This window comes from Mesorhizobium sp. LHD-90, from assembly GCF_030929505.1.
Classification (GTDB): domain Bacteria; phylum Pseudomonadota; class Alphaproteobacteria; order Rhizobiales; family Rhizobiaceae; genus Kumtagia.
In genome coordinates this window covers 119794-134146 of record NZ_JAVFVV010000008.1, presented here as the reverse complement: position 1 = coordinate 134146, position 14353 = coordinate 119794, and the positions used below count along the sequence as shown (strand labels likewise).

Annotated in this window: 13 protein-coding genes; 9 read left to right on the top strand and 4 right to left on the bottom strand. The window is 64.7% G+C overall.

Translation table 11 applies throughout. The features are described 5' to 3' along the window. The first annotated feature begins 2 nt into the window (after positions 1–2). The 3 genes from RB623_RS13165 to RB623_RS13155 are packed head-to-tail and all read left to right on the top strand — an operon-like array spanning position 3 to position 1433. Positions 3–743 carry a creatininase family protein gene (locus tag RB623_RS13165; protein ID WP_308057298.1) on the top strand — a complete coding sequence of 247 codons (741 nt, stop codon included), beginning with the start codon at positions 3–5 and terminating at the stop codon, positions 741–743. Positions 744–792: 49 nt separating this feature from the next. Further along, positions 793–1038: a type II toxin-antitoxin system VapB family antitoxin gene (locus RB623_RS13160; RefSeq protein WP_308057297.1), complete on the top strand. Its 246-nt coding sequence runs from the start codon at positions 793–795 to the stop codon at positions 1036–1038. After that, entirely contained in the window at positions 1038–1433 is a 396-nt protein-coding gene (locus RB623_RS13155) for a type II toxin-antitoxin system VapC family toxin (RefSeq protein ID WP_308057296.1), read from the top strand. The genes RB623_RS13160 and RB623_RS13155 overlap by 1 nt, the downstream gene beginning before the upstream one ends. 13 nt (positions 1434–1446) lie before the next feature. Here RB623_RS13155 and RB623_RS13150 read toward each other — a convergent pair whose 3' ends face one another. The 3 genes from RB623_RS13150 to RB623_RS13140 form a co-directional block, all read right to left on the bottom strand. Continuing rightward, a complete protein-coding gene (locus RB623_RS13150) occupies positions 1447–2364 on the bottom strand; it encodes a carbohydrate ABC transporter permease (RefSeq protein WP_308057295.1) in 918 nt (305 codons plus the stop codon). A 9-nt stretch (positions 2365–2373) separates the two neighbouring features. Continuing rightward, complete coding sequence (locus RB623_RS13145; protein ID WP_308057438.1) at positions 2374–3456, bottom strand: sugar ABC transporter permease; 1083 nt, start codon at positions 3454–3456, stop codon at positions 2374–2376. 139 nt (positions 3457–3595) lie between these two features. Next, a complete protein-coding gene (locus tag RB623_RS13140; protein WP_308057294.1) occupies positions 3596–5242 on the bottom strand; it encodes an extracellular solute-binding protein in 1647 nt (548 codons plus the stop codon). Positions 5243–5309: 67 nt separating this feature from the next. Between RB623_RS13140 and RB623_RS13135 the strand changes: the two genes are divergently transcribed. From RB623_RS13135 to rbsK, 4 genes are all read left to right on the top strand, one after another. Beyond that, positions 5310–7715: an HWE histidine kinase domain-containing protein gene (locus RB623_RS13135; protein WP_308057293.1), complete on the top strand. Its 2406-nt coding sequence runs from the start codon at positions 5310–5312 to the stop codon at positions 7713–7715. A 188-nt stretch (positions 7716–7903) separates the two neighbouring features. Further along, the gene (locus RB623_RS13130) at positions 7904–8953 is read left to right on the top strand and encodes a sn-glycerol-3-phosphate ABC transporter ATP-binding protein UgpC (protein ID WP_308057292.1); all 1050 of its coding nucleotides are present in this window, start codon (positions 7904–7906) and stop codon (positions 8951–8953) included. Between the two features lie 55 nt (positions 8954–9008). Then, positions 9009–9458 carry an RbsD/FucU family protein gene (locus RB623_RS13125; RefSeq protein ID WP_308057291.1) on the top strand — a complete coding sequence of 150 codons (450 nt, stop codon included), beginning with the start codon at positions 9009–9011 and terminating at the stop codon, positions 9456–9458. Between the two features lie 4 nt (positions 9459–9462). Further along, positions 9463–10383, top strand: coding sequence for a ribokinase (rbsK, locus tag RB623_RS13120; protein ID WP_308057290.1), 921 nt, complete (start codon positions 9463–9465; stop codon positions 10381–10383). 8 nt (positions 10384–10391) lie between these two features. Here the strand turns inward: rbsK and RB623_RS13115 are convergent, their stop codons facing one another. Further along, the gene (locus RB623_RS13115; protein WP_308057289.1) at positions 10392–11210 is read right to left on the bottom strand and encodes an SDR family oxidoreductase; all 819 of its coding nucleotides are present in this window, start codon (positions 11208–11210) and stop codon (positions 10392–10394) included. A 210-nt stretch (positions 11211–11420) separates the two neighbouring features. On the opposite strand from RB623_RS13115, the gene RB623_RS13110 reads away from it, so the two are divergent. Together RB623_RS13110 and RB623_RS13105 are read left to right on the top strand one after the other, a co-directional pair. Further along, complete coding sequence (locus tag RB623_RS13110; RefSeq protein ID WP_308057288.1) at positions 11421–13016, top strand: LTA synthase family protein; 1596 nt, start codon at positions 11421–11423, stop codon at positions 13014–13016. Beyond that, a complete protein-coding gene (locus RB623_RS13105; protein ID WP_308057287.1) occupies positions 13013–14305 on the top strand; it encodes a capsular biosynthesis protein in 1293 nt (430 codons plus the stop codon). Before RB623_RS13110 ends, RB623_RS13105 begins: the two co-directional genes overlap by 4 nt. Positions 14306–14353: the final 48 nt, after the last annotated feature.

The following is a 14353-nucleotide window of genomic DNA, read 5'->3' as shown; positions in this document are numbered from 1 at the left end:
CCATGCGCTACGAACTGATGCTCCCACACCAGATCCGGCAGGCGATCGCTGAAAACTGGCCGGTGGCGCTGCCGCTCGGCGTGCTCGAATACCATGGCGAGCACATGGCGGTCGGCATGGACACGCTGGCTGTCACCAAGACGCTGGACCTGATCGAGAAGGAGACGCCGCTGGTCATCCTGCCGTCGTTCTATTACGGCGCGGCGAGCTATGCGGTGGAGAAGCCGGAAGGCAACGGCTCGGTGCAGGTCGGCGGCAAGGCGCTGGCGGCGTTCGGTGAGGATTTTTTCTACTCGCTGCTGCGCATTGGTTTCCGCAACATCCATGCGATCATTCATCACCAGACCGAGAATTTCGTCGCCGGCATGCCGACCGATCTGGCGTTCAAGACGGCCGGGCGGCAGGCGATCTTCCGCTTCCTTGAGAAGGAGCATGGCGAGGGTTGGTGGGGCGACGAGGCCTCGGCCAATTATTATGCCGACCACGCGGCCGGCGCCAACCCGTTCAACTGGGTGCAGGTGCATTCTCTTATGGGGCCTGAAATGTTCGGGAAATTCCCGTTCGACCACGCCGGCGAAGGCGAGACGTCGCTGATGCTGGCGCTGTGCCCGGAAGCCGTGGAGATGGATCGGACTGCCGAGAACAAGGGCTGGTACACGGCGAGCGCCAGTAACGCCAACGCCGAACTGGGTGGAAAGGGCGTGGAGATGATTCTGGATCGGCTGCGGCTGCTGTTGTCTTGAAACGGGCTAGCCGCAGCGGTATACACGGCTAGCCAGAGGAGGCTAGCCAATGGCGTTCCACATAAGGAACCCGCAGACTGAAGCTCTTGCCCGCAAGGTCGCGGCCACCAAGGGCGTGGGATTGACCGAGGCCGTACATGAGGCGCTCGCAAATGAGCTGAAGCGGGAAGCCGGCAAGGAAAGTCTGGCGGATTTCACCAAGGCTTTCGTCAGGGAATTGAAAGCGAAGGGCGACCCGTCGCGCGCGCGGCCGGCCGACAAGGCGTTCATCGACAGTCTCTACGAGCGGGACTGATGTTCGTCGATGCGTCGGCTCTGACGGCCGTACTTACGAGCGAACCCGATGCCGGGCTGATCCTCGAAAAGCTCGAGGCCCGCGGCGCCAAGATCATCTCGCCCATGGCGGTTTGGGAAACCACGGTCGCGCTGGCGCGGGTCTATGGCATGCCAATCCCGGAGGCTACGCGCTCGGTCGAACGCTACCTCGAGCGCGGCGATATCCAGTTGGTCGCGGTGCCACCACCAGCTACCAAGCTCGCGCTCGAGGCGTTCGACCGCTACGGCAAGGGACGGCATCCTGCGCGGCTGAACATGGGCGACTGTTTTGCGTATGCGTGCAGCCGGCATTTCGGACAGCCGCTGCTCTACAAGGGCGACGATTTTGCCCTGACCGACATCGAGCCGGCCTGAGGGGGCTCTACCTCTACTTCACAGCCCCCGCCGTCATGCCCTTGATAAGATAGCGTTCGAGCAGCACGCCGATGATCGCCAGCGGGGCGATGGCGGCGGTGGAGAGCGCGGCCATCGACCACCAGTTGATGCCTTGCGAGCCGGTCTGGCTGGCGACCATGACGGGGATGGTGTTGGCGTTGGTGGAGGTAAGGAGCGCGGCGAAGAAATATTCGTTCCAGCACAGCACCATCGACAGGATGAAGGCGGCCACCATGCCGGGCAGCGCGATGGGAAGCACGATCTGGAAGAATGCGCCCCACACCGACAGGCCGTCGACGAGGGCCGCTTCCTCCAGCTCCACCGGGATCGAGTTGAACTGGTCGCGCATGATCCAGATGACGATCGGCAGCACCATCAGCGTGTAGAGCAGGATCAGCCCGATGCGCGTGTCGAGCAGGTGGAGACCCTTGTAGAGCGCGAGGAAGGGCAGGGCGAGCACGACGGGCGGCAGGATCAGTTGCGACAGGAAGAAGAAGGAAATGTCCTCGTTCTTCATCCACATGAACTTGTAGCGGAAGCGGGTGAGCCCGTAGGCGGCGAGGCTGCCGATGACGATCGCCAGCGCCGAGGCGCCGATCGAGGTGATCACCGAATTGAAGAAACGCTTCAGGAATTCGTCGCGCACCGTGGAGGTACTGCCGATCGTGTCGGGCGACAGGCCGAGCGAACGCCAGCCGCGCCAGTCCGGCGTGAAGTCGACGAAGGGAATCAAGTGGCCCTGGGTGACGTTGGGCGCCGTCTTGAACGAGGTGGTGATCGTCCAGTAGATCGGAAACAGGCAGACGAAGGCCCAGAAGATCAGCGCGCCGTAGATGAAGACTCGGCTTGCGAAGAACGCGGCCGGCGAGCGGACTTCGGAGGGGGTGTGTTCGATGGCTTCGGCGGTCATCCGCAATCCTCAGGTGACGTTGCGCACGAAGCGGTTCGCGAGTTTCAGCAGCAGCGTCACGAACACGATGATGATGATCAGATAGACCATGGCGAGCATGGTGCCGTAACCGACGTTGGAGCGGTCGCGGTACTCGCGAAAGATGAAGCTGGTGACCGTGTCGGTCGCTCCGCCGGGGCCGCCGGAGGTGACGGTGATGACGATGTCGGCCAGCTTCAGCTTGAAGATGATGCGCAGGATGAGGGCGGTGACCGATACCGGCAGCATCAGCGGAAAAGTGACGCCCCAGAACGTCTGCCAGGCGGTGGCGCCGTCGACCTTCGCTGCTTCCAGTATATCGCGCGGCATCGCCTGCAGCCCCGCAAGCAGCATGATCATCAGGAAGGGGATGAAGGTCCAGGCGTCGAGCAGCATGATCGATATTTTCGCGGTCCACGGCGTGGCGAAGAAGGCGGGGTTGTCCCAGCCGAGTTTTCGCGCCAGCGTGGCTGCCGGGCCGAAGCGGTATTCCATCAGCGACTTGCCGATCATCCATGAAACCGCGACGGGCGACAGCATCAGCGGCAGCAGGAAAACGACGCGGAAGAATTTTCTTGCGCGGATCTGGGCGTTCAAGAGCAGCGCCAGGCCGAAGGCGATGACGTATTCGACGAACACCGCCAGGACGTAGAAAACCATGTTGAGCAGCGCGTTGCTGTAAAACGGGTCGCGCAGCATCTGCCAGAAATTGTCGAGACCGTTGAATTTCGGCGTGCCGCTGAGATTCCAGTCGAGCGTGGCGATGTAGAAGCCGAACAGCGTGGGAAACACCACCATTGCGACGGTGAAGAGTACCGCGGGCAGCAGGAACAGCGCGCGGTGCCCTTCCTCGCCGCGCGTCATCACCTGGCCGACGCCGAGTGCCACACCCCACAGGATGTAGGCATAAAGCAGCGGCCGCCAGGTCGAGAAGCCGAAGCCGATGGCGCCGGCGGCGTAGAGGATCTGGATGAGAGCGACGATGGCGAGGCCCGCCGTGGCGAGCATCATAATGATGCGGCCCAGCCGCCGGCGACCGGGCGCGATGGTGTCGAGCGCGGCGCCGAGCGACATGTTCTGGGCTATGGCCGTGGCTTGTTCGGACACGCGGTCGTTCCAGACAATACGTTAAGGGAAAGCCTATCGCGGCTTGCCGGTCAAAAAAAGCCCGGCGGCAGCGCCGCCGGGACGATATTCAGGCCTTTCGGCCAAGCTACATGCCGAGCGAGGCCTTGTAGAGTTTTATCTGGCTCTCGCGGCCGATCTGGTCGGTTATCTTCTCCCATGCCGCGGCGATAGCGTCGGCAGTCGCCTGGGCGGAGGGATACTGGCCGTTGACACCCTTAACCAACTCGTCCTCGGCAATCGAGTAGTACTGGAAGATGCCGGGGATGCGCGGCTCGATTGCCGCGTTCGGGTGGTTGTAGCTGTCGAGGTTCGAGCCCAGATAGTCCTCGACGAAGGCGCGGTCATAGCCCGCCGCTTCCCACTCCGCGTATTGGAAGTGCGAGTTGCGGTAGGGCTGGAAGCCCGACGGATACGCCGCGGTCCACAGCGACAGGTCCTTGCCGCCGAGGTGGGCGGCCGCGGACCAGGCAGCCTTGCGCTTCTTCTCGTCGGCCGAGACCCGGCTCGTGACGTAAACGCCCCAGCCGATATAAGCCATGTTCGGAGCAAAATTCTCCTTCTCCTCCCAAGCGCTGGTCTTGGCGTTGTAGACACGCTTGGCGCCGGGGTTGATCGAGAAGCCGACCACGTCGCCGACCACGGAAGTGTCGGACGTGCGGGCGTTGGAGCCGACGTCACCCCACCAGCAGAGCGCCGCGCCGGTGCCGCCGAGGAACTGCGAGAAGGCGGTAGCGTTCGGATCGGCGTTGAGCTGATCCGGCGGATAGGCGTTGGCCTTCACCAGATCGAACACGTCCTGGATCGCCTGCACCCAGGCCGGGTTGTTGACGCGCGGCTTCATCGTGTCGGGGTCGAACAGCCAGGCCGCATCTTCCGGATGCTTGGCATAGGCGGAGGCGCGGTCCCCGAGGAAATAGAAGCCGAAGCCGCCCCACTGATATTTCAACGGATCGAGGAAGCCGAACGCCGGCGTTCCGGTGATCGGGTCGTTCTTGCCGGCGAGCGCGGTGGCGAGCGCCGGGAAATCCTCCCAGTGCTTCGGCACATCGGCCATTCCGCTGATCGAGCCATCGCCGAAATAGTCCTTGCGGTAAGCGAAGGTATGGCAGTCGCCGTCGATGGTGATGCGATAGGTCTTGCCGTCCCAGGTGCCGACGGGCGCCTTCAGATAGTTGACGAGGTCGTCGGCCTCGATCTGGGTCGCGACCCAGTCGGGCATCTCGTCGAGGAGGCCGCGGCCGGCCGTGTCGCCCTCGAACGGCGCGCCCATTTGCAGGATGTCGAAGTCGACCGTGCCGGTGGCGATCGACTGCTGCAGGCGGGCGTTGTAGTCGGCCTGGGCGAGGTCGATCCAGTTGATCTTGGCGCCGGTGTAGGCCTCCCAAGGCTTCAGGAAGCCGCGGAACAGGAAGTTGTGGAGATTCTGGTTGTTGAGCCCCATGAAGGTCAGCTCGACGCCGGCGAATTCGCCTTCCTTGACGTTGGCCTTGGTGGCGCCGAGGCAGAGTTCGCCGACCTTCTGCCAATCGGCGTCGGTGGGCGAGCCCTTGCCGACGCCCGGAATCTTCAGGATTTCGGCGCGCACATTGTCCTGCGCCGAAGCTTCTCCCGTGAGTGCGCCGAGCCCGGCGGACGATGCCGCGGCGACCGCCGCCATGCTCGCCGCGCCCTTGAGCACGTCGCGTCGCGACGCGCCCATGCGGACCAACTGGTTGTAGAGACCTAATTTCATGTCGTTTTCCTCCCGGACATGAGTTCAAAAATCTGTCGCGGCCGGCCGGCCGGCAATTTTCGTTTGGTTGTTCCCCCTGCACCGATTCCGGACGGGCGTTTGTTGTCGCGCGTCTGTCGGCGCATCGTCGTTTCGTGAGTTCGAGACACTATTCTCACAAGTCGTTTCCGAGTCAACGAGGGGGCGGAAATTGATCCGGCCGATCGAAGCCACGGAACAGACGTTCCATTTCCCGTTTGATAGGCATTTTCGTGGGTTTCATCGAAGGCCAGGGATTGGCATGCGTTGGGCCTGGTTGAAGGCGTCAGGAGCGGTTCGGCCAGATCCGTTTCCGAGTGACGCGGTACGCAAGAATGAGCTGCCTTGCCGTCGTATCTGGGTTGGTTATGGTACTACGCCCAACGGGAGGATTTCGGGCTTGCCACGAGCGTCGGCGCGGTTGCATTTGCTCGGCCTTATCGCCGCCGCGGTGGTGCCTCTTTGGCTGTTCGGGGCTTACCTTCTCGCCCAGTATGCCGAGAATGAGCGCGAGCGCTTTCAGCGCGAAGCCTTGCAGGCAGCGCGGGCCGCTTCTCTGGTTGTCGAAGGCGAACTCGGCAAGTTGCTGACGGTGGTGGACGGCCTTGGCAAGTCGCCTGCGCTCGCAGCGGGAGATCTCGAAACGCTGCACCAGGAGGCGCAGCGTCTCGTCAGTCGCACCGACAGCGAGATCCTGCTGCGCGACTATGGCCGCCGCCAGCTCTTCAACACACAAAGGCCCTTCGCAGACGGTCTTCCGCCGGCCGTGCCATTGGCGCCGGCCGAAGTCGAGAAGGCGAAGGCCGGGCAACGCCTGGTAAGCGACGTGTATGCCAACCCCGTGTCGGGCGAACACCGCGTCGCGGTGGCGTTGCCTTTGCACGGGCCGGCGGACGAAGAGTGGCTCCTTGCCATCACCATCCCGACCAGCCGCTTGCGCGATGCGATGCTTCCGGTCGTTCCGGCCGGTTGGATCGTAGCCATTGGCGACCGCAATGGCAGCTATGTAGCGCGCTCGCAACTGCACGACGAAACGACAGGCAAGCCCGGCCTGCCCGAATATCTGGAGAAAGTGGTCGGATCGTCCGGCACCTTCACGTCGCGCAACCTGCAGGGCGTCACGCTGCTCGCAGGCTATTATCGCTCGGATTTCTCAGGCTGGTTCTACGCGGCGAACGTGCCGCTATCGACAGTCCAGGCGCCGCTGTGGTCCTCGGCGGCGGCCATCGGTTCCGCAGGTCTCGCCGCCGTGCTCGTTTCGGCGGCGCTGGCCTATTTCGTCGGCAACAGGTTCGCCAAGACCACGGCGGAACTGGCGGCACGGGCCGAGGCGCTGGGCCAGCGTCGGCCGGTCGCGCCGCTGCAGACTTCGGTCAGCGAATTCGCGCAGATTTCCGATGCGATGGTCGCTGCGGAAAAGGTTCTGGCCGAACGCACCAACGAACTGCAATCCGTGCTGGAGACCGTTCCGGTCGCGGTTTGGTTCACCTATGACCCGCGCGGCCGCGAAGTCATCCGCAACCGCTTCGCGGCGGAGTTGATGGGCCTGCCGGCCGATGCCGCGAAGCATATCGGCACGCCGGATCACGTCATCGACACGCTCGCCTTCCGGGACGGCCAGGAAGTGAGTCGCGACGACCGCCCGCTCACCAAAGCCATGCGCGGCGAACTGACGAGCAACGAGGAATTCGACTACCTGCTGCCGAATGGCGAGAAACGTGTCCTGCTCACCAGCGCGCGCTCCATCCGGGATGCCACCGGAGCTATCGTGGGCGCCGTCCAGGTGAGCATGGAGATCACCGAACGCAAACGCAGCGAAGAGCACAGGCGGTTGCTGGTCAAGGAACTCAACCATCGCGTCAAGAATACGCTTGCTGTGGTGCAGGCGATCGCCAACCAGACGCTACGCGGCTCGACGAACCTGCAACAGGCGAACGAGGCATTGATAGGCCGTCTGGCTTCGCTTGCTCAGGCGCATGACATCCTGACGAGTGAAAACTGGAGCGGCGCCGACCTGGACGAGGTGGTTATCGGCGCCCTGAGGCCGCATGTCGAAATCGCCCGGCTCGAAATTGCCGGCGAGCCTGTCCGCTTGCGGCCGAGCCTCGCCCTGTCCCTGGCGATGGCCTTCCACGAACTTGCAACCAATGCCATCAAATACGGCGCGCTGTCGGACGCCAGCGGGAGCGTTTCGATTTCGTGGGCCGTCGAAGGGGGCGAGGGGACGCAGCGCCTGCGCATCAAATGGCAGGAGCGGGGCGGTCCACCGGTCAAGGCGAGCGTGCACAGAGGTTTCGGGTCGCGAATGCTCAAGCGTGTTCTTTCATCCGAGCCCGGCGGCAACATGGAAATACGGTTCGAGCAATCCGGGCTTGTCTGCATTTTCGAAGCGGAACTGCGCGCACCGGAGCGTGTCGAGATCGCGCCAGCACCGACGCGCAGCAATGTCGCATAGACGCCGGGATGTGAACCCGGGCAACGGCGTCGATCTCGACGTGCTTCGCAGGTGTTTCGACGATTCCGGCCGGCGTGTTGTCCTCCGTCACAAAACGCGGGGTCGGGGGATGTTCGGCTGTGGACTTGCCGTCTTCGGTTGGTTAGCTTCGCCGCAAAAATCGGCCATGGCCGACACGCGGGGGAGCGATGGCGCAGGTAGCGATCCGGAACGTTTCGAAGGCTTTTGGCCCGGTCAAGGTGCTGCACGAGGTCAGCGTCGACATCGCCGACGGGGCCTTCGTGGTGCTGGTCGGCCCCTCCGGCTGCGGCAAGTCGACCCTGCTGCGCATGGTGGCCGGCCTGGAGAGCGTCAGCGGCGGCAACATCGCCATCGGCGAGCGCGAGGTGACCAACCTGCCGCCGGCCAAGCGCGACATCGCCATGGTGTTCCAGAACTACGCGCTCTACCCGCACAAGACGGTGGCGCAGAACATGGCCTTCGCGCTGAAGCTCCGTAAGACCGATCCGAAAATCATCACGGACCGCGTCAGCAAAGCGGCCGAAATCCTTGATCTGAAACCCTATCTCGAACGTTACCCGCGCCAGCTTTCGGGCGGCCAGCGGCAGCGTGTGGCGATGGGCCGCGCCATCGTGCGCGACCCGCAGGTCTTCCTGTTCGACGAACCGCTGTCGAACCTCGACGCCAAACTGCGCGTGCAGATGCGCACGGAGATCAAGGAACTGCACCAGCGGCTGAAGACCACCACCATCTACGTCACCCACGACCAGGTCGAGGCGATGACCATGGCCGACAAGATCGTGGTGATGCAGGCCGGCCGCATCGAGCAGATGGGTGCGCCGCTCGACCTTTTCGATCGCCCCGCCAATGTGTTCGTCGCCGGTTTCATCGGCTCACCTGCCATGAACATGCTGAAGGGCAGGGTTTCCGGCGGCGCGGTCGACATCGACGGCGTCAAGATGCCCATCCCCGCCGGCGTAAAGGTGGCCGATGGCCAGGACGTACTCTACGGCGTGCGCCCGGAGCACCTCGAACTTGCAGCGGACGGGTTCCCGGCGGAGATCAAGGTCGTCGAGCCGACCGGTTCGGAGACCATGGTGTTCCTGCGCTTCGGTAGCGGCGAACTGGTGGCGCTGTTCCGCGAACGGCACAATTTCAAGCCGGGCGACACGCTGAACTTGCGTCCGCGCGTGGAAGCCGTTCACTTGTTCGATCCGGCGACAGGCAAGCGGCTTTAGGAATTTCGGCGGTCCGTCCGCGGGCGCGCTGCAAAGATGTTCGGGAGGAGATTTAATGCTGAAGGGAATAAACCCGCTGCTCAACGCCGACGTGCTCCGGGCGCTCCGGGCCATGGGCCATGGCGACGACCTGATCATCGCCGACACGAATTTCCCGTCGGATTCGGTCGCCAGGCAGACGCGGCTCGGAAAGCTGCTCAGGATCGACGCTTCCGCCGCCGAAGTGGTGAAGGCGGTGCTGTCGGTCTATCCGCTCGACACGTTTGTCGACGACGCCGCGGCGCGCATGGAGATCGTCGGCAAGCCCGACGAGATTCCCGCCGTGCAGCAGGAAGTGCAGAAAGAGATCGACGCGGCCGAGAAAAAATCCTGGCCGATGATATCGGTCGAGCGCTACGCCTTCTACGAGCGCTCCAAACAGGCCTATTGCGTGATCCAGACCGGCGAGCGCCGCTTCTACGGCTGCTTCGCCTTCCGCAAGGGCGTCATCCCGCCGGACGCGTGACATCATGCCCAAGCCGATCGTCATCCTTGGCGTGTTCGTCGCCGACACCGCCTATCGCGCCGCCCGCCAGCCGCGCATGGGCGAAACCATTTTGGGCAACGGCTTCAAGCTCGGACCGGGCGGAAAAGGCTCGAACCAGGCGGTTGCCGCCGGGCGGCTCGGCGCCGACGTCAGCTTCATCACGAGACTCGGACGCGACCCCTTCGCCGACATGGCGCTCGCCACCTGGAAGGAGGCGGGCGTGAGGCCGGCCGTCACCGAGACGCCGGAGAGTTATACGGGCGCGGCCTATATCTTCCTGGAGGAAGGCACCGGCAACAACGCCATCATCGTCTCGCCCGGCGCGGCCATGCTGATCTCCCCGGCCGACATCGACCGCAATGCGGAGCTGATCCGCTCGGCCGGCGTGTTCGTCACCCAGTTGGAGCAGCCGATCGACGCGGCGATCCACGCGCTGGAGATCGCCAAGGCCGCCGGCGTGACCACCATCCTCAATCCGGCGCCGGCGGCAAAATTGCCGGACGCGATCTTCGCGCTTTGCGACTACGTCACGCCCAACGAGACCGAGACCGAGGAACTGACCGGCATCAGGGTCGAGACGGTGGGCGATGCGCGGCGCGCGGCGGCGGTGTTCCTGGAAAAGGGCGCTGGCGCGGCGCTGATAACGCTCGGCGAGAAAGGCGCGCTGCTGCACGACGGCAAGGTTTCGGAACTGGTGCCGGCGTTTGCCGCCGGGCCGGTGGTCGAGACGACCGGGGCGGGCGACGCCTTCAACGGCGGTTTCGCCGTCGGCCTGTCGCGTGGGCTGGAGCCGCTGGCGGCCGTGCGATTCGCCTGCGCGGTTGCCGGCATTTCGGTGACGCGGCCGGGCACCGCACCGTCCATGCCGACGCTTGCCGAGGTCGAGGCGCTGTTGGCGCGGTGAGCGGCGCGTCAGGATTTTTCGGTGAATGTCGGGCGTGTCGCCGCTATCCGGCGGTCGAACCAGGGGCGCAGGAACGGCATGGCCACCGAGCCGAACATGCCGAGCATTTTCATCTGCATGCCCGGATAGATTGCGAATCGCCCTCGGTCCAACCCTGCGAGCGCGGCGCGCGCCACCGCCGGTGCCGACCACAGGCCGGCCGTGCCGATCGTCGCCTCGGCCTCGCGCGGGCGCATCGGCCGTTCGGCGACAAGCTGCGGCGTTTCCGTGTCGGGCGGAAAGCAGATCGACACCGTGATGCCGCAAGGCCGGGCCTCGGCGCGCAGGGCCTCGGCGAAGCCCGCCACAGCATATTTGGAGGCGCAGTAGGCGGTGTAGCCGAATATGCCGATCAGCCCGGCGCCCGAGCCGATCATCAGGATCTTGCCGCTTCGCCGCGCCAGCATGCCGGGATAGACCGCGCGCACCGCATTGACCGTGCCGAACAGATTGGTGCGGATCTGGTTTTCGAACGCGTCGGCCGGCTGGTCCTCGAAGCGGCCCGGCGCGACGATACCTGCGGAGCAAATCAGCGTCTCGCACGGTCCGAGCGCCGCCTCGCAGCGCCCGATCGCGGCGGCGATTGCGGCCGCCTCGCCGACGTCGGCGGCCTCGGCGTGGAAGCGGCCGCCGGACTTGCCGAACAGCGCATTCAGCCGGGCGCGCGCATCGTCCAGCGGCGATTGGCTGCGGGCGATCAGCGACACGGCGTCGCCGCGCGCCGCGCAAGCTTCCGCCAGCGCCGCGCCGATGCCGCTCGAACCTCCGGTTATGATGACGTGCGCCATGCCCGATCCATTCGCGAGGTCGTTAGCATGGCTGCGGCGGCGCAACAATTCGCGCGCCGGTCCGTCGTCGGCTCGCGCATGAATGTCACCTTGATTTGCCGCCGAAAAAGTGCGTACACCGCGCGCCGGCGGCAATACCGGAGGGAGTTCGGCCGTTCTGTTATTGGCGGATGCGATCCGATGGCGATGGCATCTTCACGGGGATAGAATTTGGCACCTTTCGGGCACCCTCTGGTTTTGGTGGCGGCAAGCTTTGCCGTCGCTCTTGCCGTGACGGTGGCGCTCGACCGTTTTGCCTTGCCGGCAAAGGTGCGGGCCGCAAACCGTCCAGCACCGCACGCGAGCCGGTTGGCCGATCTGCTGGTGCGCGCGGTGGTGGCCGCAGTGATCTTCGCACTGTTCTTCGCCATCTCCTGGCGGCCGCTCTACGCCGCGGCGGGCACTGTCAGCACCTTTGTAATCTTCACGCTGATCTCGCGCGCCAAATACGAATATATCCGCGAGCCCCTGGTGTTTTCCGACATCGCGCTGGTCATGCTGGTGTTCCGGCACAAGGAGCTGTTCTACGCCAACTGGCTGAACGTCGCCTTCTGGGCCGGTGCGTTTACCTATGTCTTCGGCGCGTCGGCGCTGTTCATGATCTTCGAGCCGTCCGTCCTCCCGGCGATGAACCGGCCGGCACTGATCGCGCTGATGGTGCTGGTGGCGGCCGTTCCGTGGCTGCTGCCGCTCGAGCCTCACGCCCGGCGCATGCTTGCCACGATCTCGGCGTCCGTGACCGGCGGGCAGGACATCAAGCTGCTGACCGTAAGGCTAGGAACGCTGGCCGCGGTCGCCTGCAGCTTTTTGGCCTGGCTGGGCACGCGGCCGGCGCCGTTGCTGGCGCCGGCCGAGCCCGGCATCGCCGCGCCGGCCATCGCGGGCGCGCAGGACGGCCGGCCGCTGGTGGTCATCTGGCAGTCGGAATCCTTCATGGACATGCGCCATTTCGGCGTCTCGCCGCTGGCGCTGCCCAATCTCGACCGCTTGCGCGAGCGCGCGACGGAATGGGGCCGGATGTCCAGCATCTTCGAGGGCGGCTACACGCTGCGCACGGAATTCTCGGTGATTTCCGGCCTGCCGCCCGAACAGCTTGGCCCGGACGCCGCGCATCCTTATCTGCGCGCCGGCCCCTATGCGGACGTCGCCTGGCCCAATCGTTTTCGCAAGGCGGGCTGGTCGACGCATTTTATACACCCCTACGACCGACAGTTCTTCTCGCGCGACCGCGCCCTCCCGCAACTTGGTTTCGATGCGCTCACCATGCTCGACGCCTTTGACCACGACCGCGAACACGAGGGACCCTACGTCTCCGACCTGACGCTCTCGAAAAGGGTGGTGGACTGCTGCCGCGACGACCATGCCGACAAGGGCCAGTTCCTGTTCGCGGCGTCGATGGAGAATCATGGACCGTGGAAGCCCGGCCGCCATGGCGCCGCCGACGATCCGCTGCAGATCTATCTGGCGATCCTGGAACGCTCCGACGCCGCGCTCGGCCATCTCGCCGACGAACTCGACCGCATGGATCGTCCGATCTGGCTCGCCTTCTACGGCGACCATGCGCCAATTCTGAAGTCCTTCGCCGATCCCTTTCCGGACCCGCGCACCGACTATCTGATCGTGCCGATGGCGCGCGCGGCGGCGGGGACAATGCAGGCGAGAGCGCCGGCCGAGAAGGCGCCATGGCGCATCATCGCCGACATGGTCCGGCATGCGGGGTTCGACAACGGGCTGGCCGGCATCTCCGCCGCCGGGGCGGTGCGATGACGGCGGAGGCCGGGGAGGCGACGCAGCGGCAGACGTTCCTGTTCCTGCAGGGGCCGTCGTCGCCGCTGTTCGCGCGGATCGGCGACAATCTGGAGCGGCTTGGCCACCGCTGCATCCGCATCAACCTATGCGCCGGCGACTGGGTGTTCTGGCGCCGTGCCGGCGCGATCAACTATCGCGGCCGTCTCGATCGTTGGCCGGCCTTCGTCGCGGCGATCATGGATCGCGAACGCGTCACCGGCCTCGTACTGCTCGGCGAGGAACGGCCCCACCACCTTGACGCCATCGCCGCCGCCAAGGCGCGGGGGATCGCTGTCTATGCCGTCGAGATGGGCTATCTGCGGCCGGACTGGATTCGGATCGAAAGGGGTGGCAGTGGCCACCACTCGCATTTCCCGGCCAATCCGGCGACGATCCTAAGCGCCGCCGCCGGCCTTCCGGAACCCGACCTGCGCGCGCATTACAGCCAGACGTTCTTGTCGGACGCCGTCTTCGATCTGATGTTCAACCTGCCGAACGTCTTTGCCTGGTTCTTCTACCCGCATTACCGCTGGCATGCGATCTTCCACCCGCTGGCGGAATATTATGGATGGATCGGCCGGCTGCTCAGCGGAAAGCGGCGCGCAAAGGAGGCCGAGGCCACCATCGCCAAGGTGGTGAATGGCTCCGCCCCCTATTTCGTGATGCCGCTCCAGTTGGAGACGGACTACCAGATTCGCAGCTATTCGGTCTTCCGGAGCCAGCGCACGGCGATCAAGCTGGTCATCTCGTCCTTCGCCGACAATGCGGACCCGAACGCCCGGCTGTTGATCAAGGTCCACCCGCTCGACAACGGGCTGATCAAATGGCCGCATGAGATCAAGGTGCATGCGCAGCGTCATGGGGTCGCCGACCGCGTCCATTTCATCGATGGCGGCAATCTCAATCGCATGATCGCCCATTCGGCAGGCGTGGTGACGATCAATTCCACAGCCGGCATGGTCGGGCTGCAACATGGCATTCCAGTAAAGACGCTTGGCTTGGCGATCTACGACGTTCCGGGCATGACCGACGATCAGCCGCTCGACCGGTTCTGGCGTGAGGCTAAGACGCCGGATGCGAAACTCGTGTCTGCCTTCGTGCGGCTGATCGCCGCGACCGTCCATGTGCGCGGCAACTTTTATTCAGAATCAGGCGTCAATGCGGGAGCGGCAAGCATCGCTGAACGCCTGCACGAGAACACGGTCAACCAGCCGGGCGGCTTCGTGGACGAGCCTCAGCGCCGCCGGCCGGACAAGGATAATTTCTGAGGCTGCAAACGGGTGGGTTTTTGCCGGCAGGCATTGGGCACCGACCGA

Coding starts and splice junctions, on each gene's coding strand:
- RB623_RS13165 (WP_308057298.1), top strand. CDS start 3: ATGCGCTACGAACTGATGCTCCCACACCAGATCCGGCAGGCGATCGCT.
- RB623_RS13160 (WP_308057297.1), top strand. CDS start 793: ATGGCGTTCCACATAAGGAACCCGCAGACTGAAGCTCTTGCCCGCAAG.
- RB623_RS13155 (WP_308057296.1), top strand. CDS start 1,038: ATGTTCGTCGATGCGTCGGCTCTGACGGCCGTACTTACGAGCGAACCC.
- RB623_RS13150 (WP_308057295.1), bottom strand. CDS start 2,364: ATGACCGCCGAAGCCATCGAACACACCCCCTCCGAAGTCCGCTCGCCG.
- RB623_RS13145 (WP_308057438.1), bottom strand. CDS start 3,456: ATGTCGCTCGGCGCCGCGCTCGACACCATCGCGCCCGGTCGCCGGCGG.
- RB623_RS13140 (WP_308057294.1), bottom strand. CDS start 5,242: ATGAAATTAGGTCTCTACAACCAGTTGGTCCGCATGGGCGCGTCGCGA.
- RB623_RS13130 (WP_308057292.1), top strand. CDS start 7,904: ATGGCGCAGGTAGCGATCCGGAACGTTTCGAAGGCTTTTGGCCCGGTC.
- RB623_RS13125 (WP_308057291.1), top strand. CDS start 9,009: ATGCTGAAGGGAATAAACCCGCTGCTCAACGCCGACGTGCTCCGGGCG.
- rbsK (WP_308057290.1), top strand. CDS start 9,463: ATGCCCAAGCCGATCGTCATCCTTGGCGTGTTCGTCGCCGACACCGCC.
- RB623_RS13115 (WP_308057289.1), bottom strand. CDS start 11,210: ATGGCGCACGTCATCATAACCGGAGGTTCGAGCGGCATCGGCGCGGCG.
- RB623_RS13105 (WP_308057287.1), top strand. CDS start 13,013: ATGACGGCGGAGGCCGGGGAGGCGACGCAGCGGCAGACGTTCCTGTTC.